Below are 22,164 nucleotides of genomic sequence, written 5' to 3'. Positions count from 1 at the left end.
TATACTCAGAACCAATAAGAAGTAGGCGATCACCATGACCCAAAAGTGATAAGCACTTACAATTATCACTGGGATGACTTCCAAGCGCATAAGTACAATAAGTATTGTTAATACAATAGATGAAATTCGAAGGATGTTTCTAGTTCTCTTTGTCATGTCATAGGTTTTAGACTAAAATAAGTATTTCATATGCACATGGCAAATTGATTGCGTTCAATCATCTTTGCATTTCAAAAATTGAATGTGGCAACAATCGGATCAAATATTGAAGAAGCTAAAAGACTCCTAAGTTCTGGAGAAATAGTCGGTATTCCTACTGAGACGGTTTATGGACTTGCTGGTAATGCATTAGATGAGGATGCCATTCTCAAAATTTACTCTGCAAAAAATCGCCCCAAATTTGATCCACTGATTGCTCACACGGATTCAATTGAAAAAATAACGAATCTGGTTAAGGAAATACCCGAGAAGGCAAAACTACTAGCCGATCGATTTTGGCCAGGACCATTGACAATTTTACTTGAAAAAGAGTCATCAGTTCCGGATCTGCTCACTTCCGGACTTTCCAGAATCGCAATAAGAATTCCAAACCATCCCACTACTGTTCAACTTTTGGCAGAACTGGATTTTCCGCTTGCAGCTCCAAGTGCCAATCCTTTTGGATATGTCTCGCCTACATCTGCGCAACATGTCCAGGATCAATTAGGGGATAAGATTTCATATATTTTAGATGGTGGTCCTTGCAAAGTAGGTCTCGAGTCTTCCATTGTAGGATTTGAGGGTGACGATGTGGTGATTTATCGGTTAGGGGGAACTAAAGTAGAATCCATTGAAGAAGTAGTAGGGTCAGTTAAAATTCAAGTAAATGAAAGTTCCAATCCTGCCGCCCCAGGAATGTTAAAGTCGCATTATTCTCCCGGAAGAAAAATGATAATAGGAGATATTGAAGAAAATCTCCAATCGCTCCCCAAAGAGCGCACCGGGATTCTTTCTTTTTCAAGGGTGTATGATGTACCTGAACAAAATCAAGTGATCTTATCTTCATCGGAAGATCTAGATGAGGCTGCACGAAATATATTTTCTGCACTTCGAAAAATGGATCAACCCCATATTGAGGTCATCTTAGCTGAATATCTGCCTAGTGAAGGTTTGGGAAAAGCAATAAATGATCGATTAAGAAGAGCGGCAGTTTAATCAGTGACCGAAATCGCCTTTGAATACCTTTTCGAAAGGTGTCAGTTCTCCCGAACTGTTTATGAAAAGTGTATAATCAAAATCTTTACTTGATTTTAAAGCAGCATCATCATCTGAGTGCTTGATCAAAGTAGCTGGATTTACTTTTAGCTGCTTGGGATAATTGTAATTCAATTGCTTCAGATCACTTGATGAGATGACTTTATTCAAGAGTGCAGAAATCTTTATGATGCAAACCTTACCATAAAGCGGTGAGTTTTCTTCATTATCGAGCTTGTAGATGGAAGAGTTTTTGGTTGCATGTCGCATTCCAATGACACACAGTATGCCAGTATTCGGATAGTCCTCTATCAATGAATGGAATTTTTGAAGGATCAGCCTATCACGGAATTTGTATTTATTGTTTGGGTTGGTGTAATCAAACGTGAGACCATCGTCCATTTCCAAAATTATGGTAGCAAATTGGATGAAATCGTCCTGAAAAAACTCAGTGTACAATTCACTTTTTTGCTCCATTTCGTCAATCGTAAGTAGTACCAGGTTTTCAACTATTTTACGGTCATAGTAGTGCATGACTGACAGTCCTTGAAAGCTCTCACGATGTTTTCTGGTACCTTCAAATAGCTTCTTAAATTCACCAATAGTGCTTTCTAGTGATTCAGGAATGCTTTTATCTCCGATCAAGTCATTGATTACAAATATGGCTGACGCCATTTTATACTCGATATCAATACTTTTTACAAAAATCTGCTCTTCAGCAGGAAGTGCATCATTAAAGGCTTTTAATTCTTCAAAGAATTCCCAATTTTCTTTTCCCCAAAAAAGTGTATTTCTAGCAATCTGACGAAGTTTTATTGTGTCACCAGTAGCGAGGTATGAATTGATCATATGTGCTGCGCTGGCTCCCTGTTCAATGGCAAGTATTCGTACATTGGCATGTTGATGAAGAAACCTCAGCACCTTCATCGTAGCTTTTGGTACGGACCGGATATTGTGCCAATGCTCCGCTAATACAAAAAGTTGATTGCTATCAATATCAATTAAGTCATAGCCGACAAAATTATCATCATTCTCAACGCTAACTGATTGAATATTTGGTGAGGACTGAGCCATTAGTTGAACCAGAACTAGTGCTGCACCTAAAGAAAGAATGAACCTACTCATATCACTCAACGACTATCCGTCCATCTGTTAAAAATTCTAACTCAGTACTTAGCAGGTTTATTGCCTGGAAGAGTCTTCTGAATAAACTCTCTCAAATGGTCATTGCTACTGATAAGATCTTCATTACGCAAGTACATCATATGTCCACTTCTGTACCCTTTGAATGAAAGCCTATCCTTCATTTTACCACTCGGGTCAATTTGCCACATCGTATACTTGGCATCAAAGTATTTGGTGGCACCATCGTAATAGCCGCTTTGAATCATGGTATGCAGGTATGGGTTTTGTGCCATAGCCTGTCTTAGATTTTCACCGGTGTTATTACCCTCTCGGTTCCATGGGTGTACCGGCCCAAACATGTTGTATTTGATGTCAGTATCGTATTTAAGTACATTCTTGTAGTAGTAGTTGATAGCAGGAGTAAAAGCATGCAGCCAACTGGTTAGTTCGGAATTAAAATCAGGTCTGACTCCACCATCCGTTCGATCAATGCCCTTATATCTTGAATCTAGTCGACCGACCGTAAATCCTTCCTCCCTTAGAAGCTCTTTCCAGAAAAATGCAGTAGGTACATCCAGATTGTATTGAAGGATAACCTTCTCGGAGATTCCGGAATACCTGGCCATTGTTTGTGCAGCTTGTTTCTTTTCATCATCACTCACAAAACCGCCTTTAGCCAAAGTTGGCATAAGTTCTTGAATGGTATACGTTTCCACTTCATCCAGCACTTCAAGTAAGTCCTTGCTTTGTAAATCTGAGGGCAATTTTTTGTGATACCAGGCTGCAGCTGCGAAGTAGGGAACTCTGAGCGCTGCTCCTAAAGGACCAGCTCTTCTTCCCTGACCACTATGGATACCTAGTTCTGTGGGTGAAACTAGTATCACACCATTTAAATACATCCATTGACGATTTTGTAATTCAAGCGCCAGCCCTGATACTCTGGTAGTTCCGTAGCTCTCTCCAATGAGATATTTTGGAGATTCCCAGCGATTCATTCGGGAGACAAATGTATTGATCCAGTCCGCCAGGTATGAGATATCTTCCTGTACTCCAAAAAAGAATTCACGACTGGTATTTTCTTTATCTAAAATGCGTGAGTAACCGGTGTTGACCGGATTCACAAAGACTATATCAGCCATATCCAATACTGAATTTGGATTGTCCTTCACACCATAAGGCTGAATTGGGAATCCTTCATCATCCACTTTCAGGATTTTAGGTCCTGTATATGCCAGGTGCATCCAAACAGAAGCAGATCCAGGGCCACCATTAAACGAAATCAGTAAGGGTCGATTTGCTTTGTTTCTTATATCCGTTCGCTCATAATAGGTAAAATGAACTGCTGCGATGGCTTCACCTTCATCATTCCAAACCGGTTGAGTGCCGGTTGTTGCTTTAAATGGTACTGCTTTCCCTTTAATGGTTACCTGATGGTTGGTAACAATGGTCTCATCGGCAGGAATCATTCTGTCCTGAGCTAATGAATAGGAAAAAATAAGAATCGTGAATATGGTGAGTACACGTCTCATAATCTGATTTTTAGAATTAGTTTACTTGAAAAGTACCAAATAATCTTTAAATCAATAAATAAAAAGATGTACTCGGTAGTCAGACATGTCTTACGGTAGGATCACCTAAAACAAGGATAATAAGTTGATGAAGAAATGGGTTTCGTCTTCTGCATTACGAGACAACTCAAACCTGAAAGTGAGATCATTAACCACAATCAGATCAAGACCTGTTCCTAAGCTATATAAGTATTTATCTGTTAATGGAGCACTACCTTCATAGTTAGGATAACCTATAGCATACCCTTGATCAAAATAGATTTTTCCATAGATAGTAATTGGAAAAGTTTGAAATTGCCTGATTGGCATGGCTTTACTGACGTTATATTTCCTACCAAAAAGCTGATGCTTAAATTCATTTCGTTGTAGAACATAGGAACTTGCTTCAATCAGTTTGAGATCATAACCTCGCAACACCTCTTTTCGAAATCCAATCGCGTGATAATTGAAATAGCTGCGAGGATCTGCCGGAAATGTACTCATTATGGATACATTGTTGACCAGGAAAAAATTGTCTTTGAACTCCGAGTATTTAGTCATCCGAAGACGAGCAACCCAATAGTCAACACCATTATCATACAATCCTAATCCAACTTTCGAAATACCGGCACGAAACCATTCACCCTGGGTAGGATAATTGACATTGTTTCGCTTGTCCCAGGAATAGCTATACCCAAGTGTAAAATACTGTTGTTCAGTTCTGCTTTCACCAAGATAGTTAGGGTTGATTAAAGCGATGGTATCCGCAATATTCACATTTACATGTCCGATGCTGGTCCGATGAAATGAGTAAAAAGAGCTTCGATATGAGTGGGAGAGGGAATTGGAGTATGCCCTTCTTAAAACTTCCTCACGTGATGAAGCAAAGCGCCTCACATTGTCTACGGTTGTCGCTGGGACGTTTTTAGCTTCAAAGTAGCTGGAGCTGATAAGTAAACCATGCTTTTGCTGTCTATCGATGTAGGGTATTTGATAAAAGAGATTCAATACAGTTTCAAAACCGGTTTGTAGCCATAAACGGAGAATCTCATTTCTACCTCTGAAATTGAACTGTGTAAGTTTGAGGCCATAGTTGACACGGCTCAAATCATGATCTCTGTTTACCCACCAGTCGTTAAAATTTCTATCGGTTAGCCTAAAGATGGGAAATGGATATAAGTACCAACGTTCATCAACCGTGATTTTCACATCGACTTGTCCCTGATTTTCGTTTACCATTTCAATAATCACCTCATTGAATAAGTTAGTGTTGTAGATGCGATTACGCGCCCACTCAAACATGCTATCCAACTTGTATCTCTGGTAGCTTTCTTCTTTCTCAATGGAAAGCTCACGAGTAATGATTTGCTCTTTGGTTTTGAAGTTTCCTTCTATGAATATGTTGTTGATTTTAAGAATCTCGGTGGAATCATTTTGAGCGAAACAACAAAAAATTTGGAGTGAGAAAAACCCTATAGTGATAAAGTTTTTGATATGCTTTGGTGCTATGATTACTCCTAAGTTCATGTTTGATCAGAACCAACAAACAGAATGATTTTTTAGTGGGTGTGCAAGTTTTGGGTGATACTTTTGTTGATGTGAATCGCATCCTCAAGAAGATCTTAATTTTTCCGGTATTGATTTATCAATATTCGATTTCACCACTATTCCCCAATAGCTGTAGATATTCCCCAACATGTTCACAATACACGAAAGAAGCGATTCAGAAATATGGACTAAAAGGGCTTTGGATGGGACTTAAACGAATTAGTAGATGCCATCCATGGGGCGGGAGTGGTTATGATCCAGTACCATAACCAATGAGTTTGGTACAATAATTGGATTTGAGTGTAAAAATCACTCACGCTGATCCAGCGAATCACCTACACGTTATTGCTCTGCATTCTTATTATTCCCAATGGTTTTTCTCAGGTTAGAGAAGTCAAATCCAGAGCACAATCATTCAAAAATAGCAACAGCTCCTCATATTCATCAGACTACAATAGTTCTGATGACAATGACGGCAGCCTGTTTCTGTTTGATATATTTTTTGAAATGATGCGACCAATGGTCAATGGTATCAGTCTAGCTCAGCAGCATCAACTGTCTAATTCCAATGAAGAAAAGTGGCGAACAGGTATGGAGTTAAAATTGGATGGAGGAATTAATTTCTCAGAAGCTGAATTCTTCGATAGCCAAATGATCAGAGGTAACTATGGTTTGTTCTCCACGCAGCTACGGAGAATTAATGTGAATGATGTCTCTGGTGCTTTTACAACAATCGATTGGCAGATTCTTCAGCTTAACCTCATCAACAAAGAAAATATTCGATGGATCATAGGCGGAGGAGTTTCTCATGAATATCAGGTTGATCAATCCCATTTTGAGTGGACCACAGAGTTCTACGCATCATTCTATGAAAATAAGTTTATGCCTTTTGTCGCCTATCGTAAATCCGATAGCGGATATCCTAGGGAAGAGTTTTCCACTCGATTGGAATATCGCCCCTTTAGAGCAAATAGATCAGAATTTGCATTTGGAGCAGGATATGTTCACCAGAAGCTCTATGATGTTCGTTTTGATTTTGTGACCGTAGGAGTGAGTTTTTATTTGAAGTGAGATTAGGAGCTTGATCTATTGTTTTAAGTGTATGGGTGCTGTGATGAAGAACTTAGTCCCTTTACCCAAAGTACTTTCTGCTCTGATTTGGCCATTGATTTGCGCTAGTGCATCAGCAGCTAACATCATTCCAAGCCCAGAGCCTTTTTCGCCATTTGTTCCTGTTTCACTTCCAACGATACCACCGAAAAGTGAAGATGCCTTTTCCGGGGACATGCCACTACCGGTATCCTCAAATAAGAGGACCACTATGTTTTTTGTTTTTTTTCTAATTTTTAAAGAGATGAGGTCACCCGGATTAGAAAACTTAATGGCATTAGATAGTAGATTCCTTAAGACTAATTGAATGACATTCTTATCAGTTGTAATCATCATTTCCTGGGGAAGATCGTTTACGACTGATAACTGCTTTTTATAGATACGATCTTTAAATAATTCAATAGTGCCATTAAAAACATCATGAAGATTGAAAACTTCGGCCACTACGTTTGCCCCTTTGATTTGACTGCTTGTCCAATCCATGAGGTTGTCCAGCATATTCCTTGTTGTTTTTAATCTGTCTGTAATTATCGGAATCATATTTTTTAAATCCGCATCGTTTTCGGTATTCCCTAAAAGCTGTAAGAAATTATCGATAGAACCTAAAGGGGATTTAACGTCATGAGAGACAATTGAAAACAGCTTATTTTTAAATGAATTCACTTTTTGGAGGTTGTTGACGGCACCTTCAAGTGATTCTTCCAAAAGCTTGTGTTTAGTCATGTCGTGCACATTGGCAACAACTACCCAGTTACAACAATCTGTTTGCATTGGTGTGTATGAACCACTGTAATACTTCGTTCCATTAGGTAAATCAAACCACTCCTCAAAGTGTACAGTTTGATTTACTTCAAGACATCTGTCAATTTTATCTTTAAGCACCATATCAAAACGTTCCCGTCCTAAAAGCTCATGAATTTTCATTCCGACAATTTCTTCCGGAGCTTTTCCGAACCCGTTAGAATAGGCTTTATTGACTGCTAAATAAGTATAATCTGCATCTATGACAGACAAAAAATCGGATGTAGAATTTGCGATTATCTGATATAAACTTCTTTCACTGACCATATTATTCTTGACATAACTCACATTTATGCGTATTTGAAGCAGAAAAGTTTGATTTTGAGAGTTTATTGTCGTCTGGGTGATATTTTGAATTGAGCTCTTTAGACTAACTCACTTAATTCAAGGATAAATTCATTCACTTCTTAACAAAGTAGCTGGATTCACCATTGCACAATTGGCAATCGCAAGACTTTAAGCATCAGCAATGAGCTGCTACTAACAAATATGCGATTTATTCAAATTCACCCAAGTAGAGATTCATAGTTATTTACCCATTTGTAAAAGGAAATCAAACGATGGAACGAGATTACTATTTAGTCTCTATTATGATGATTTCAATCCACATTCTATTTTTCGATTGATAGCAATTGCTCATAATAGGTTTCAATTCTTGCATGCGCAGTGCCGTCAATCAATAAGATAACGATCATCATAGCCATGGTTGTAATACCAATGGCTCGCCAAGTGGGCGTGTTGAGGAATATGACAAGCAGAGCTGCCACAACGATAATCATTGGGACTACTTTAAAAACCACGGTGTATTCCTTCAAGGTGCTTTCGGCACGGGCGATTTCGGAAGTTGCAAAAGCTGATGCATCCTGATTATAGGCCTTTTCGAATTGGATGATTCTTGCCTTATTGGTAAAAAATAATCCCAACCCGATGGTCATCAATAATATTCCAGCCACAAGCAATGGGATGATATACGCTTTGGCTAGTTCTGTTTTTCCGAGTTGCCAGAATCCTGCGCTTGCTGCTAAAAACAGAATCGCAAAAATGATGAAGAATCGTGTGGAGAAAACCTCCGCTCTGGCCCAATCCTGGGCGACTTTTAAAATGTCCATGTCTTATTATTTAAAATCCTGTTGAAGGTTGATTGATTGTTACGTTACTGGGGCTATACCCAAATGCTTTTTTAAAGGCAAACGAAAAATGCGAGAGGTTCTCAAAACCTGCTGAAAGATAGACCTCAGTGGCTTTTTGTTTTTTAGCCGTAAGCTTGTAATGTGCCAAATCCAATCTTTTCTCTGTGAGCCATTTTCCGGGTGTGGTCTTAAAAATCTTTTTAAAATCCGATTTGAATTTGGTCAGGCTTCTACCGGTTAGAAAGGCAAATTTTTCCAAGGGCAGATTATACATGAAATGCTCCTCCATATACTTCTCCAGGTCTATTTTCCCAATTTCGCTAAATGTACCTAGGATCGAGCTTACTCTTTTGTCCACTTCATCAATAATAGTCAAGGCCTCTTTTATTTTGACGGATGCAAGTTTATCCGGAAGTTCATCTTGCATTTCGAAGTAAGAAAATAAGGACTGAAAAAAGCTCTTCAGTAAAGGGTGGGTATTAACGGGTCTTTGCTTGGCAACATTTTCATCTAAATTTTCCAATACCGTGCGATCCTGATAAAAGTCAAGGAGCTCTTCTTCTCGTAGAAGCATAGAAACGGCTTTAAATGGCTGCCCATCTATCGGCTTTTTGAAGACACGAATTAATTGATTTTTGGGAACCAGAATCGTGTCACCGCCAACAAAAGTCAGTGTACTTTTCCCGTAGGACAAGGTCATTTCACCAGAATAAAGAAACACGATGATGTGCTGGGGCGAAATGTGCTCCCAGGTATAATCTTTCTCTACCGTCCCCGATAGAAAAACCCTGCCCTTTGTTACTGTTGGTTCCATTTTATAATTCAAATTTTTGACCTACTGCTTCTTCAGAAACCTCCCAAAGCTTCTCGGCTACAGCCTTGTCTTTTGCATGGGGTTCTAATTTGTGAGCACCAACCGGACCTGTCCAATTGCTGCGACCTGTAGGTCCATAAAATGCTTTTTGATCCAAATTCGATTCGGTTGCGCACATCAATTGCGGATACGACCCTCTTTCAGCCGATTGTACCAATGGAGACCATTTTATGATTTGCCAAATGAAGCGTGTCATTAAACTTCCACTCGTTTTGATCAGTGAAGTTCTGGAAGCACCCGGATGGCAAGCATACGCTTTAACGCCCGTTTTGCCTGCTTTTTCCAATCTGTCCTGAAGTTCATAGACGGTCATGATCTGCGCTAACTTACTCTGGCTATAAGCATCATTTCCTGTGTAGTCTTTATCCCAATTCAAGTCGTCAAACTTGATGGTCTTAAGGCCCATATTATATCCCATACTGCCTACGGTTACTATTCTTCCTTTGGATTTTTCTATCAGCGGAAAAAGCAAAGCCTGTAATAGGAAATTGCTGTAGTGGTTTGTACCCATCTGGCTCTCAAAGCCATCTTCCGTGATCACTTGCTTGGGCACTTGCGCGATAGCTGCATTTAGTAACAGCGCATCAATTCGTGACACTGTTTTAATCACCTCTTCAGCCGCCTTTCTTACAGAAGCCAGTTTTCCCAAGTCCATAGTAATGTGAGCTACATCTATAGCATTGCCCAACTCATTTTTATAGGTTGATATGACACCCTCTGATTTTTTAGGGTTACGGTTTAGCATCACCACTTTAGCACCTTTTGATAGCAGTATTCTCGCTGCTTCAAATCCTGTGCCGCTTGTCGTACCTGTTATCACGAATGTTTTACCTTTCAGGTCATCGATGCGTTCAGGAGCCCATCCTTGTTTTCCAAATTGATTATTGTATTTCATCTCTGTCTTGTTTCAATTTATGTGATACAAAGATCAGAAGAAACAAAACGCATGACTTTGTTTAAAAGTCGTTTATACTTTGTTTAAAAGTTGGAGAGTTTTTTAAGTGAAGGCCTTGGGATTGGTGGTGTACTCCGTTTTATTCTTCGTAGATGTCAAACTTGGCAGAAAAAGACTTCATCAATTCCGCATTAGAAAAATCGTCTTCGGTCATTGTTGAAAGCTGTTCTAAGAAAACGTCAAACTGACCATTTTTGAAAATGGTAAGCATCTTACCACCCCTTTCACATTTTGCTTCATGCCAAACATTAGGAGCTACAGTAATCGTGTCTCCTGGTTTTAACAAGATAGTTTCATCATCAAAAACCAATTCCATTTCACCTTCAAGCATATAAAACACTTCTGTCATGATTTTATGATGGTGTCTTTTTAGATGGAATCCGGGTTTAATGGTATCCTCAATGAGACATAATTCTCCATTCGTATCTATGGATGAAACTTTGATAAAGCAGTGGTCCTGCGAATAGTTGAAGTTTTCTCCTTGACCGTTTGGTACGTAATGCTTTGATTCCATTTTGTAAATTAATAGAGTACATCGACTAGCCAGCGTGCGGATATCCCAAACTTAGCAGAAACTAATTTAGCGCAGCTACCCAACACCTACAATGGCATCTACGAAGAACTGCGTTTAATCCAGACATCTGCCAGAACTGCAGAAAGATCTCAAACAGAAAGTCATATAAGGGAAAGGGAGCAGTGAGTTCTTGGGATAGTTGTTAGTTGCAGTCTGATGTCAAAGGCTAGTGGCTATTGAAGCACTACATCAAGCCAGGTTAATTAAACTGTAGGTAATACAGTAATAAACTCTCCATTGCTCCGGCAAAAACGCTTATCAGAATTTCATTTAAAGACAGTTTTTTTAAATTAAATGAATTCGTATGAGAAATCCAGAGGGCCACAATGGCACAACATATAAACATAAGAGTTGGATATGTGCCTAAATTATTGGAAACAATTCCCATCCAATCTAATGTAGTTATTTCTAAAATAGTATACCCGAAGATCGCCATCGCGAAATTCGATTTCGGATTCTCCCTAATTATATACACTCCACTATATAAGAGCATAATACTAATAATGTACGGAGAAAACTGCATGTAATATTTGAAGCTTAACCAAGCTTGGAGTTGAAAGCTGAATTCAGTTCTGGTAATAAAAAAACCGAGAGTAATAATCGCTACCGCGGAGAATACTGTTCCAATGATTTTTCTTACTTGCATCTTATATTTTTAAGTGAATAATATACAAAATTTGAATGCAGTTAAATTGTAATTGAGAGTATTCGAAAAATGAAAGTGATCAGAACGAACACTATTTCTGTATTGCTTCTAATGCCCATGTATGAGGCGTGTGCTCACACTTGGCTAGTAGCGTTAAGGTAGTGAAGTCTGCCGGTACATCCAAAATTTGCAGAAAGCATTGCGCTATGAAAGTCAAAAAATCCTGCGGCCACAAGATGGCAGAAAGCACTGCCATTCTAAGCTGCAGATATCACGGTTGAGTTGCAGTGAAATCAGCCAGAAGGCACGTTGACATATGCATTTTAGCGATTGTTAGTAGCCTTCAGTTCCACAAAATGTCATTCTCATGAAACTGACCTGTTACTCTCAGGTTTCGGGGCTCAACAATCGAAATATTTTCATGGTTAAGGTTCTGGGTTTCTTTACTTCTGATTTGATCGTAGTATGTCTTACCCACCTCAAACTCTAGGACTTTGACTAGGTTGAAGTCTCTACGAAAAACCTCTGGCTTTATAGCCAAATTACTTGTTATAAACCGGTTTCCGACACTTGGATAAACCAACAAATCCGCTCCCTTTTTCTTTGGATTTTTCTCAAGGTTGAGGATGTCTTCTGCAAGGATGGAACTGATAACATACTCGTTCTCATTTTTGACCTCCTTTGAAAATTCCCGACATACTAATTCGAAGTAGTTAGCTAAAAATGCTGAAACGAAATCGGGATTATTCAAGACTAATTCAGAATAAGCAGTTCGGGCTCCTTTGGAAATGTCGTTAAACTTCAAGTCCGCATGATGGTTGAATACAACGTGTGCTTTTAATTCATGAGGTGGTCCTTCCCAATACCCTACAGAAACAAGTTCACCAGTACTCGGTTTGAGTTCATTTAGTGCTGTGTCTATGGTTTCACTTCCATAAAACACAGTGAAATTTGACGAATTTGCTCTATTAAGCCTTCCGATTTTCTGGACTATATGTTCAGGAGGGTAGGAAAGGTGTCTCTTTTTGGTAAGGCTTTGTTCATCTCCAATGATACTTTTGTTCCTGACCATTCGATAGGTTCTATTCACGGTTATCCCTGAATTCAACCCTATCACGTAGTAAAACACATAACGGATATAATCTCCGAGTTTTATCAGATCATTTGCATCAAGCTCCTCAAAAGACAGTTCAATTAATGACCTATTTAATTCCATATAAAATTGTCGATTCAGCTCTACAATCTCCAGATCTTGAGTGGTCGGTGTTACGTGCTTAAATAATTTGCTCATCACCTTTTGTTCAAGAGTTCGTGGTGAGGAGTTTCCAATTATCTTGATTTTTGGAATCTTTGGAAATGTTCTAAACGATGGTGGCGAACTCATTTGATGGCTACTAACGATCAGATATGGCGAGTGGCCATATCCTTTCTAAGGAGTACTAAGGTAGTAGAACTGCCCAACCCCCACAACAGTAACTACGAAGCACTGCGCTGCGCAAGTCTAAATCCAGAAAGAAAGAAGGTGGGGTGGGAGGTGAAGTTTCAGAATGGGCAGAGTAGCGGGCGAGTCCCGATACACTTTCAAATAGCACTATGACACATGGCGGATGAGCGACTGTTAGAGATTGTTATTTTCGTCCTATTTCCTTCTTTGAGTTGTTATGTAGATGAACCCTACGTTGATGTCCTCAAGAAGCCGTTCGATTTCCTGCATGAAGGGCTTATCTCTAAGTTTCTCGTTCCCGACAACAGCGACAATTAAATTGTCTTGGTATTGCCGTTCGTAGTAGTAAATTGCCTGTCCAAAAAGTCGTTGTACGTTTGCAACTGAGTTGTCAAGTGAGCCTGCAAGTTTTAGTTCAATGCCAACTTTTCCATCTCCAATGTCAATGTCAACCTTCATTCCAAAGTACCCTGGAATGCTATATTGTTGGTGAACATTGTTTGCTCCAAACTCGTTCGCAAGTTCCCTTGTTATGAGGTTCTCAACAGACTTCTCAGATTTTAGTTGGTTCGGAGAGATTTCAAGTTCCTCTAGGACTCCTAAAACAGAATTAGTGTCAATTCCGTCCCCAAATATTGAATTCAGTATTCCCATTTTGTAGATTCTACGGTTCTGCGAATAATCTCTAACGACTAGCTATGATGAGTGGGGATTAGAAAGCACTAACCTCTCGTCTCGCACATAGCCACGCCTTGATTTAAATTTATAACTTGTGGCGGACTTCCCAATCCCCACGAAAATATCCTGACCGATAAAACCCCATTCATTCATAGCATTTGTTACCTTCCGTTTATTTAAAGATTTTGGTGATTGAATCACTTGGCATTGTTGGTGCTGAATCATCTTTCAGAAGTCCTGTATCGGCTCTACTGAACAGAGACTGTATAATCAGTTGCTTATCTTTTTCATCAACTTTTGAATCCTTAAGAAGCGAGAGATAAAAATAAGTTAGCGTGTATCGTTCCTCTGAGTCACGAGCAAGGTGAAATGAACTGAACATTACTTTGGTTATAGCTTTAACTGCAAATGCAACAAATGAAATGAAAGTCACATAAATTATAGACCAGCGTATGGCGGCACTTTTATCTCCCTCAAAGAAGCTCTCATAGATTTGTTCGGGTACTTTCCAAAGTAGATCCTGTAATGTGAATGATACTCCACCAACAAGAATAAGTAATCCGATGAGAGCCCACCATCCTTGTTTCCTCAAATTCTCAGCTCGCTTTTCCCAATATTTGGCTGGTTCTTCAAGTTTAAGTTTTTCCTGATAAGTTTCTTCTAAATTTGAGATTTTTGATTTCGAATCTGCATCGAAAGTGTGGAAATCTCCTTTTGATTTTTCGAACCATTTGTCAAACAGGTCTTCTTTATTTGACTTGAAATCGTCAATTGTAGTGACATATTCATCATATTTTTCAGTGGCATTACTAAGATGTTCAGATAATTGGGCCTCTGATTCTGTTAAATAGTCTTGAAAATCACTTCTAAGTTTAGAAAAGGATTTTTGCTCCTTTTTTCTTCTGCTTGTAATATCAGATTTGTCACGTGAATCAAATTCATAGCCAAGAACAAACCCTTGAAAGTAGTCTCTGTTATTAACGAGCGAGCTGTTGTTGATTCTGTTTGTAATGAAATGAAACGCTCCGGTTACTGACTGTTGAGAATAAATCGAGTAAACATCTAAAATGAAATCTGTTTCAGGACAATTGTACAAAAATGGGAATAGATTACTAACTGCGTTAATTTGATTCTGAACTTGTCTGTTCCACTGATTCTCAAGATTGTTGGTAGGTTGACTGACTTGTCCAAGAAAAGAGATTAAACCGTTTTGAATATTAGTAAAATAGCTAATCGAGTTAGTAAGTTCAGGAGGGAGTCCATCAAGACCGTTCCATCCTCTAAGTTGCTGGCTTACGAATTGATAGATGGCAGTTACTCCAGTGATTTCTTTTTCAAATCCTATATAGCCTAAGTTGAATACAGTGGATTTGTTCTTCCACCAATCAAGGTCTTCAGCTTGTTTGACTTTATTCTTAAATTCAGTAAGTGTCATTTTCTAGCAGTTATGGAAGGTAACGTCTAACTAAAATGAGTATGCGCCCCAGTTGCTAGAAGCACTCAAGTTTCTAGCTTGCATAGTCCTATCAAATGGCTCAGTTCGCATATTCATTTTAGTGGCTGTTATATTCTTTTATTCGTTTTTCAAGGTAGATACTTCTTCTTCTAACCGCTGAATTTTCTTATTCTGTTCGATGAGGTACAGAGTCAGTTCCTCTATCTTCTGAAGCAGTTTAGCATTCATCTCTCCTAGATTGATCCCGTTCTCAGTTACTTCTGCTTCACTTGGAATATCAGGAAGATGACCATTTTCGTTTATGTGTTGTTCAACTTCTTCAAGAGTTCTAAGTTCATAGTTGTCATAGAAAACAAAGTCAGACCAATTAGTTTCTACTTTGACTTCTTTAGATCGAATCGATCCATTTACAGAAAGCATAAAATTTGGATCGGGATTCGTTGTGCCAATCCCTACACTTCCGTCTGACTTTACAATCATCTTAGTTGAATTTCCACCAGCTCGAATTTGCAGATCATGATTAGACATAGTAGAGATAATGCCACCGTTTTGATCCGCACCTATCAAAAACTCATAACCACTTCCAGTTTTTAGGTTCAAAAAAGAGTTTGAACTTCCAATTATACTTAAATGCCTGTTGGGATCATCTGTACCTATCCCAATCCTTCCTTCTTTAGTGAACACTACTTTGTCACCACCTGTCCAAAATCGAAGTTTGCCATCCGTAGAAGACCCATCATTAAAAATTACCCATCTTTCACCGTTCCTGTGCCGTAGGGGCCAATGTGCAAATAATCTTGCCCTTTACTACTTAAGCTGAGAAGAAATGCAGTGAATAGTAAAATTGATTGTTTCATAAGATAATTCATGTCTAATATTGGTGAATTGAATATAACATTTATGTAACGCGCACAAACCGGTGCAAAACGCTACTTCCTTTCAAATTACGTTAAGTGCCCCTTTTCTCCAAATAGATGTGTCAAAGCTCCGCTAACTCTTCCCGATATCCACCACTCAAAATAGGAAATCGGTACCAGGATCGGGGATCAATGTTGAAATCATCGAAATGGAAACTTGGAGCATAGCGCTCACGCTTCCACTGGTTGCGAGACCAGAGCTGATAAAATTTCTTGATCCACTCTTTGAGGTGACCATGGTTAAAATCGCTTTTTAATATATCAAAAACCTGCATCGGTGATCGGCCATTCAGTATTGCCTCTCGCTCAATACGCATCAGCGCTTCATACGGCATCAGATCCTCTTCGTCTGTCTGGTTCTGGTCTTCCGGACGAAGCTCAGCAGTTGGAGTGAGCGCATTCACATCTTTCAGTCCAGTGAAGCCTAGTTCATGCTCGGCATACTTAAGCCATTGCAGAATGAAGTGTTTATCAACACCGGCAATAGGGGAGATACTTCCACTGGTGTCTCCATCCATGGTGGCATAGCCCACGTCTCCTTCGCTACGGTTGGAGGTTGCCATGAGTAATTTATTTTCTAAGTTGGCCAGCATCCAAATGATCGGTGCGCGCGTACGAGCCTGAATGTTCTGAAGAGTGATATCGTCCTGCTCCCAGGTCAGTTTTCTTCCTATTGCCTCTTCAATGGTAGATCGGTATTCATTGACTTCCGCATCAATGTGCCAGTTGTAAAAAGTTGCACCCAGGCTTTCCGCCAGATTTTTAGCAGAATTGAAGGTGGCTTCTGAAGAGTTTTTGGTGGCCTGGTAGGCCGTGGTAAGCAGCTGCTTGGTGATTTCCTTTGGAGTATCTCCTGCAAGTTGAAAACCCAGAACTTTTTCCAAACCAGACTTGCCTCGCTGCTCCAAAGCTGTTCTTACTGCAAACCCAATCAACGTGGCAATGGTACTGGAATCTGCACCACCACTTAATGAAAGTACAAAACCCTTACTTCTGCTTTTTCTACAATAGTCAAAAAGTGCCAGTCCGGCAGCATGAGAAAACTCTTCGTTTCTATTGCTATAATGTGGTTTGATATTTTCAGTTGCTGTTCCTGCCTCAAAATCAATTTCAACAGCTAACATTCTATAGTCATGATACCATAGTCGGTGATTTCTACCAATTAGCTTTCCTTTTTGGGCAATCAATACATCTCCATCATAGATCATCCGTCCGGCTTCATTGCCCAGGAGATTGGAATAGAGATATACACAATCAAATTGTTTGGAGCTCTTGATAACCAATTCTTCCCTAAACTCAGATTTGCCAAATGCAAAATGTGATGCACTAGGGTTGAGTACAAGATCTACTTTGGATGTTATGTGTTCACACGGACGGTCCGGTTGCCAGGCATCCTCACATATTTCAAATCCGATATTGAGTCCCAGATGTTCCAATGTGATGTGACCAAAAGGAATTTTTGTCGCTTGAAACTGAAACGAATCTATTTTGCCAGAAGGCCATGGGGTAAACCAACGCGGTTCATAATGAACTCCATCATTGGCCAGTTTTTGTTTGGCGTAAAACCCTTTGAGCTGCTGATCAGCTATAAATGCTGTGGTGTTGTAATTTTTCCCATCAACTCTGATGGGCAATCCAACACTTACTGCAATATCTTGTGTAAATGGGATGATTTCGGACAGTTTTTCAAGGGCAGTTGTTGGCAGCCATTGACTCAAGAACAGGTCTTCACAACCATAGCCAGTGATGCACAGCTCCGGAAGGCAGAGTATATCTACACCTGCTTTTTTAGCTTCATCAATGGCATTTTTGATGTTGCTTAGATTGTTCGCCCAATCAATGGGTGTTTGGTTGAGGCATGCTCCGGCGAGTTTCAACTTTTTGGTCATTCCTCTATTTTAAGCTTTTCATACGTCTTTCGTGCCGCATCCTGTTCTGCTTTCTTCTTGCTGAAGCCATAACCTTTTTCCATCGCATCATTATTCAGGAACACTTGTGCAGTAAATTTTCGATCTTCTTCTGAGATAATCTCAAATCGAAGATCTTTGTTTTCTTTTTGGGACCATTCCAACAGGCGACTCTTAAAATTAGTGGTCTTGGAGATGAGTTCATCCAAATCATAATGAGGCTTAATTAGCTTCTTAATTACAAACTGTTTGCAATATGGAAAGCCATGATCAAGATATACAGCACCAATCAGCGCTTCCATACAATCACCATAAACCGACCGATGAGCTCTTGAGCTTGTATTGTATTTGACCAATTCCTTAAGACCGATTTTCTGACCTAGCCGATTTAGCGATTCCCTGTTTACGATTTTGGCTCGAATTTCAGTAAGGAAACCTTCTTCTTTGAAAGGATAGGCACGATAAAGATATTCTGCGATGATCATCCCAAGGATTGCATCCCCGAGGTATTCTAAACGCTCATAGGAATTTTTGATGCCTTGTTCATTAACAGACGAGACACTGCTATGTCGCATTGCCTGTTTATACAAGGCAAGATTAATCGGAGACCTTCCGGTAATTAGCCGAAAAGACTGGCGGATTTTTTTTTCTGATTTAAAAGAATTGAGAAGTCGGCCCGATAGTCTTTTCGGAATCGAAGACACTAGCCTTTGTATTTACCGATAATGATGGAAGTATTATGTCCTCCAAATCCAAAGGTGTTACTCATTGCGATATTTACCTCACGTTCCTGGGCCTTATTGAATGTTAAATTCAGATTCGGATCGATTTCCGGATCATCAGTGAAGTGGTTAATCGTAGGAGGGACAATCCCTTTTTCTAGTGCCATCAGGCAGGCAATGAATTCAACCGCACCAGCTGCACCCAGCAAGTGTCCGGTCATTGATTTAGTTGAACTGATGTTCATTTTTTCAGCGTTACCACCAAATACTCGTTGAGCTGCTTTGATCTCACCGGCATCTCCGAGTGGGGTTGAAGTTCCATGAGTGTTCAAGTAATCCACCTGATCAGCACTCAGTCCTGCATCTTCAAGGGCATTTCTCATAACGAGTTCAATGCCCGTTCCCTCCGGATGTGGTTGCGTAATGTGATATGCATCAGCCGACATGCCGCTTCCAAGTACCTCTGCATATATTTTTGCACCTCTGGCTTTCGCATGCTCCAATTCTTCCAACATGATAGCGCCAGCACCTTCACCTAATACAAATCCGTCTCTGTCTTTGTCGTAAGGTCTTGAAGCTGTCTCGGGAGAATCGTTTCTTTCTGAAAGTGCTTTCATCGCGTTAAACCCTCCAATACCAGATTGTATTACGCCAGCTTCTGATCCACCTGTAAGAATAGCGTTCGCTTTTCCTAGCTGGATGTAAGCATAGGCATCTGTAATTGCATTGTTGGATGAAGCACATGCAGATACTGTTGCAAAGTTTGGTCCCATAAATCCATATTTAATGGAAAGGAGACCAGGAGTAATATCCGCAATCATTTTTGGAACGAAGAATGGGTTGAATCTTGGTGTCCCATCTCCTTGGGCGAAGCTTACTACTTCATCCTGAAATGTGCTAAAACCACCAATTCCCGATCCCCAAATCACCCCAATTTTCGTCTTATCTACACTATCCAGATCCATTCCTGAATCTTTGATAGCTTCCTCACCTGTGACCATACCATATTGGGTATTAGGGTCCATTTTTCGAGCTTCTTTTCTATCAAGAAAATCAGTAGCCACGAATCCTTTAACCTCACAGGCGAATTTTGTGCGGAATTTTTCGGTATCAAAACGAGTAATAGGAGCCGCGCCACTTACTCCTTTGGCCAAAGAATCCCAATATTCATCTTTAGTATTTCCCAAAGGGGTAAGGGCTCCAATTCCGGTAACTACGACTCGCTTTAATTCCATAAGTTTTATAAGCTAAGTGGGTTAATTACTTAACGTTTTCTTCTAGATAAGAGATAGCATGACCAACTGTCGCTATGTTTTCAGCCTGGTCATCAGGGATAGAAATGTTGAATTCTTTTTCAAACTCCATGATCAGCTCAACTGTGTCAAGAGAGTCAGCTCCTAGGTCGTTGGTGAAGCTAGCCTCTGGAGTAACCTCAGACTCTTCTACACCTAGTTTGTCAATTATGATTGACGTTACTTTTTGTGCTATTTCAGACATTTTTGTAATGTTTGGTTAAAAATGAGTTGCAAAGAAATATATTAATCAGACTAAAATCAAATTAGTCAGTTAATACATCCGCGTTGCTAATTTAGGTCTTAGCTTGCATATATATATGAAGAAAAACAAATTAGATGGAGGCTATTCCATAGATTTTGAATTGTTCGGCTTGGTCTGCAATAAAAAGGAATACACATTGGCCTGGCATTTAAATCAAGAGATGGAAATAAACCTTGTTAAGCAGGACGATGTGAAAATTGAATATGCTGATAAAACTTCCATTTTAATTTCAAATTATCTGTATGAAACAGAGTATGTGCTTTTTGAGTTATTGCAAAACAAATTGGTTGGCAGTGGAAATATTAAGTATAAATTATTGATGCCTGAGCTTAAACAATTTGATTACTTACTGAAGTTCAAAGACTTAACAGGAGAAATTACTTCCGAAAACGTTAGCGCAATAATCAAAGGCATTCCTATCATCGAGTATGCAATGAGGCTTAATTTTGATAACTTAAAATCCAGGGAAAATCTCCTTTACTAAATTTTAAAATAGACTCTATGAGTTCAATTACAAAACGTACAAAAATTGTGGCTACTCTTGGGCCATCAAGCAATAATAAAGAGACTATCATCAAATTGATTGAGGCTGGTGCTAATGTATTGAGATTGAATTTTTCTCACGGGACTCATGAAGATCACCAAAAGGTAAAAAATATTATTCGAGAGATTGGGAGAGAAAAGGATTACCATGTTGGTATTCTACAGGATTTGCAAGGTCCTAAAATTCGAATTGGATTGATGAAAGATGGAGGGGTAGAAATTAAGGATGGCCAGCAGCTTATAATTACCACTGAAGAAATTGAAGGAAATGCAGAGCGAGTAAGTACCGTTTATTCTGAAATCGTCAATGACGTGAAGAAAGGTGACATGATTTTGATTGATGATGGAAATATTGAATTGAAAACTGTTTCAGTAAGTGGTAGTGAGGTGGTAACCAAGGTAATACATGGTGGACTTTTGAAATCTAGAAAGGGTATTAACCTTCCTGACACAAAAGTTTCAGCACCATCACTAACAGAAAAAGATCTTGAAGATTTAAAATTTGGTTTATCGCAGGATCTTGATTGGGTTGCCTTGAGTTTTGTTAGAAAAGCTGACGATATCCGCGAACTGAAGAAAATCATTTCAGACTCAGGAAGAGCTACTAAAGTGGTGGCAAAAATTGAAAAACCTGAAGCACTTGAGAACATAGATGAAATAATTGAGGAGACTGATGCGGTGATGGTTGCTCGTGGTGACCTTGGCGTGGAGATTCCGATGCATGACGTGCCCATCTGGCAGAAAAAAATTGTTAAGAAGTGTAATGAATTAGCAAAACCAGTAATCATTGCCACTCAGATGATGGAAAGCATGATTGAAAATCCAAGACCTACACGAGCTGAAACCAACGATATAGCGAATGCAGTAATGGATGGAGCAGATGCTTTGATGTTGTCTGCCGAATCTGCGGCAGGTAAATTCCCAGTAGAGGCTGTACAAGCCATGTCTGAAACAATCATGGCAGTTGAGACAGAGGCTGATTCAATATATAATAAGTACTATGATAAGCAATTTGAGTCGTCTACACGCATGAACGATTTATTGATACGTGCAGCCTGTAGATTAGCGGAAAATACAATAGCTCGTGCCTTGGTTTGCATGACCAAATCCGGGTACACCGGTTTTAGAACAGCTATGCATCGCAGCAGATCAGAGATCTACTTGTTTACCAATAACGAGAAACTGCTTCACCAAATGTGCTTGGTATGGGGCGTGAAAACCTTCTATTTTGATACAATGGATAATATTGATTCAACGCTTGTCCAGATCGAAAAGAAACTCGTTGATGGTGGTCATCTTAAGAAAGGAGACATCTTTATTAATACAGCATCCATGCCACAACACTGGCATGGGCATACCAATATGATGAAGGTTCAGGTTGTCGAATGAACAGCTTG

The 22,164-nt window shown here is 39.5% G+C and carries 21 protein-coding genes; 5 read left to right on the top strand and 16 right to left on the bottom strand.

Features of this window, described 5'->3' with window-relative positions; genetic code table 11:
• Positions 1-207: 207 nt before the first annotated feature.
• The gene (locus ACOMC3_RS11465) at positions 208-1,194 is read left to right on the top strand and encodes an L-threonylcarbamoyladenylate synthase (protein WP_420316026.1); all 987 of its coding nucleotides are present in this window, start codon (positions 208-210) and stop codon (positions 1,192-1,194) included.
• Here the strand turns inward: ACOMC3_RS11465 and ACOMC3_RS11460 are convergent, their stop codons facing one another.
• The 3 genes from ACOMC3_RS11460 to ACOMC3_RS11450 form a co-directional block, all read right to left on the bottom strand.
• On the bottom strand, positions 1,195-2,358 hold the full coding sequence (locus tag ACOMC3_RS11460; protein ID WP_420316025.1) for a hypothetical protein: 1,164 nt from the start codon (positions 2,356-2,358) through the stop codon (positions 1,195-1,197).
• Between the two features lie 41 nt (positions 2,359-2,399).
• Positions 2,400-3,887 carry a S10 family peptidase gene (locus ACOMC3_RS11455; RefSeq protein WP_420316024.1) on the bottom strand — a complete coding sequence of 496 codons (1,488 nt, stop codon included), beginning with the start codon at positions 3,885-3,887 and terminating at the stop codon, positions 2,400-2,402.
• Between the two features lie 105 nt (positions 3,888-3,992).
• On the bottom strand, positions 3,993-5,432 hold the full coding sequence (locus ACOMC3_RS11450) for a POTRA domain-containing protein (RefSeq protein WP_420316023.1): 1,440 nt from the start codon (positions 5,430-5,432) through the stop codon (positions 3,993-3,995).
• Between the two features lie 71 nt (positions 5,433-5,503).
• Here ACOMC3_RS11450 and yidD point away from each other — a divergent pair, with 71 nt between their 5' ends.
• Both yidD and ACOMC3_RS11440 read left to right on the top strand, forming a co-directional pair.
• Positions 5,504-5,722 carry a membrane protein insertion efficiency factor YidD gene (gene yidD, locus ACOMC3_RS11445; protein WP_420319314.1) on the top strand — a complete coding sequence of 73 codons (219 nt, stop codon included), beginning with the start codon at positions 5,504-5,506 and terminating at the stop codon, positions 5,720-5,722.
• 76 nt (positions 5,723-5,798) lie between these two features.
• Positions 5,799-6,524, top strand: coding sequence for a hypothetical protein (locus ACOMC3_RS11440; RefSeq protein ID WP_420316022.1), 726 nt, complete (start codon positions 5,799-5,801; stop codon positions 6,522-6,524).
• Positions 6,525-6,539: 15 nt separating this feature from the next.
• Here the strand turns inward: ACOMC3_RS11440 and ACOMC3_RS11435 are convergent, their stop codons facing one another.
• The 13 genes from ACOMC3_RS11435 to ACOMC3_RS11375 form a co-directional block, all read right to left on the bottom strand.
• A complete protein-coding gene (locus ACOMC3_RS11435; protein WP_420316021.1) occupies positions 6,540-7,652 on the bottom strand; it encodes an ATP-binding protein in 1,113 nt (370 codons plus the stop codon).
• A 323-nt stretch (positions 7,653-7,975) separates the two neighbouring features.
• Entirely contained in the window at positions 7,976-8,473 is a 498-nt protein-coding gene (locus ACOMC3_RS11430) for a hypothetical protein (protein WP_420316020.1), read from the bottom strand.
• 10 nt (positions 8,474-8,483) lie between these two features.
• Positions 8,484-9,308 carry a helix-turn-helix domain-containing protein gene (locus ACOMC3_RS11425; RefSeq protein ID WP_420316019.1) on the bottom strand — a complete coding sequence of 275 codons (825 nt, stop codon included), beginning with the start codon at positions 9,306-9,308 and terminating at the stop codon, positions 8,484-8,486.
• 1 nt (position 9,309) lies between these two features.
• The gene (locus ACOMC3_RS11420; protein WP_420316018.1) at positions 9,310-10,263 is read right to left on the bottom strand and encodes an SDR family oxidoreductase; all 954 of its coding nucleotides are present in this window, start codon (positions 10,261-10,263) and stop codon (positions 9,310-9,312) included.
• A gap of 139 nt (positions 10,264-10,402) precedes the next feature.
• A complete protein-coding gene (locus ACOMC3_RS11415) occupies positions 10,403-10,837 on the bottom strand; it encodes a cupin domain-containing protein (RefSeq protein WP_420316017.1) in 435 nt (144 codons plus the stop codon).
• A 1,049-nt stretch (positions 10,838-11,886) separates the two neighbouring features.
• Complete coding sequence (locus ACOMC3_RS11410) at positions 11,887-12,834, bottom strand: hypothetical protein (RefSeq protein WP_420316016.1); 948 nt, start codon at positions 12,832-12,834, stop codon at positions 11,887-11,889.
• A gap of 348 nt (positions 12,835-13,182) precedes the next feature.
• A complete protein-coding gene (locus tag ACOMC3_RS11405) occupies positions 13,183-13,641 on the bottom strand; it encodes a hypothetical protein (protein WP_420316015.1) in 459 nt (152 codons plus the stop codon).
• Positions 13,642-13,837: 196 nt separating this feature from the next.
• Entirely contained in the window at positions 13,838-15,100 is a 1,263-nt protein-coding gene (locus ACOMC3_RS11400) for a DUF6161 domain-containing protein (protein ID WP_420316014.1), read from the bottom strand.
• Positions 15,101-15,238: 138 nt separating this feature from the next.
• Complete coding sequence (locus ACOMC3_RS11395) at positions 15,239-15,805, bottom strand: hypothetical protein (protein WP_420316013.1); 567 nt, start codon at positions 15,803-15,805, stop codon at positions 15,239-15,241.
• A gap of 295 nt (positions 15,806-16,100) precedes the next feature.
• Complete coding sequence (gene nadE / locus ACOMC3_RS11390) at positions 16,101-17,927, bottom strand: NAD(+) synthase (protein ID WP_420316012.1); 1,827 nt, start codon at positions 17,925-17,927, stop codon at positions 16,101-16,103.
• On the bottom strand, positions 17,924-18,649 hold the full coding sequence (gene rnc / locus ACOMC3_RS11385) for a ribonuclease III (protein ID WP_420316011.1): 726 nt from the start codon (positions 18,647-18,649) through the stop codon (positions 17,924-17,926). Before rnc ends, nadE begins: the two co-directional genes overlap by 4 nt.
• Positions 18,649-19,902, bottom strand: coding sequence for a beta-ketoacyl-ACP synthase II (gene fabF / locus ACOMC3_RS11380; protein WP_420316010.1), 1,254 nt, complete (start codon positions 19,900-19,902; stop codon positions 18,649-18,651). Before fabF ends, rnc begins: the two co-directional genes overlap by 1 nt.
• Positions 19,903-19,927: 25 nt before the next feature.
• Positions 19,928-20,164, bottom strand: a complete 237-nt coding sequence (locus ACOMC3_RS11375; RefSeq protein WP_089358163.1) for an acyl carrier protein — start codon at positions 20,162-20,164, stop codon at positions 19,928-19,930.
• Between the two features lie 115 nt (positions 20,165-20,279).
• On the opposite strand from ACOMC3_RS11375, the gene ACOMC3_RS11370 reads away from it, so the two are divergent.
• Both ACOMC3_RS11370 and pyk read left to right on the top strand, forming a co-directional pair.
• Entirely contained in the window at positions 20,280-20,708 is a 429-nt protein-coding gene (locus ACOMC3_RS11370; protein ID WP_420316009.1) for an IPExxxVDY family protein, read from the top strand.
• A 17-nt stretch (positions 20,709-20,725) separates the two neighbouring features.
• Complete coding sequence (gene pyk, locus ACOMC3_RS11365) at positions 20,726-22,156, top strand: pyruvate kinase (protein ID WP_420316008.1); 1,431 nt, start codon at positions 20,726-20,728, stop codon at positions 22,154-22,156.
• Positions 22,157-22,164: the final 8 nt, after the last annotated feature.

This window comes from Ekhidna sp., assembly GCF_965212185.1.
GTDB lineage: Bacteria > Bacteroidota > Bacteroidia > Cytophagales > Cyclobacteriaceae > Ekhidna.
Note: the sequence above shows the minus strand (reverse complement) of the source record. Positions and strands in the feature narration are given on the sequence as shown.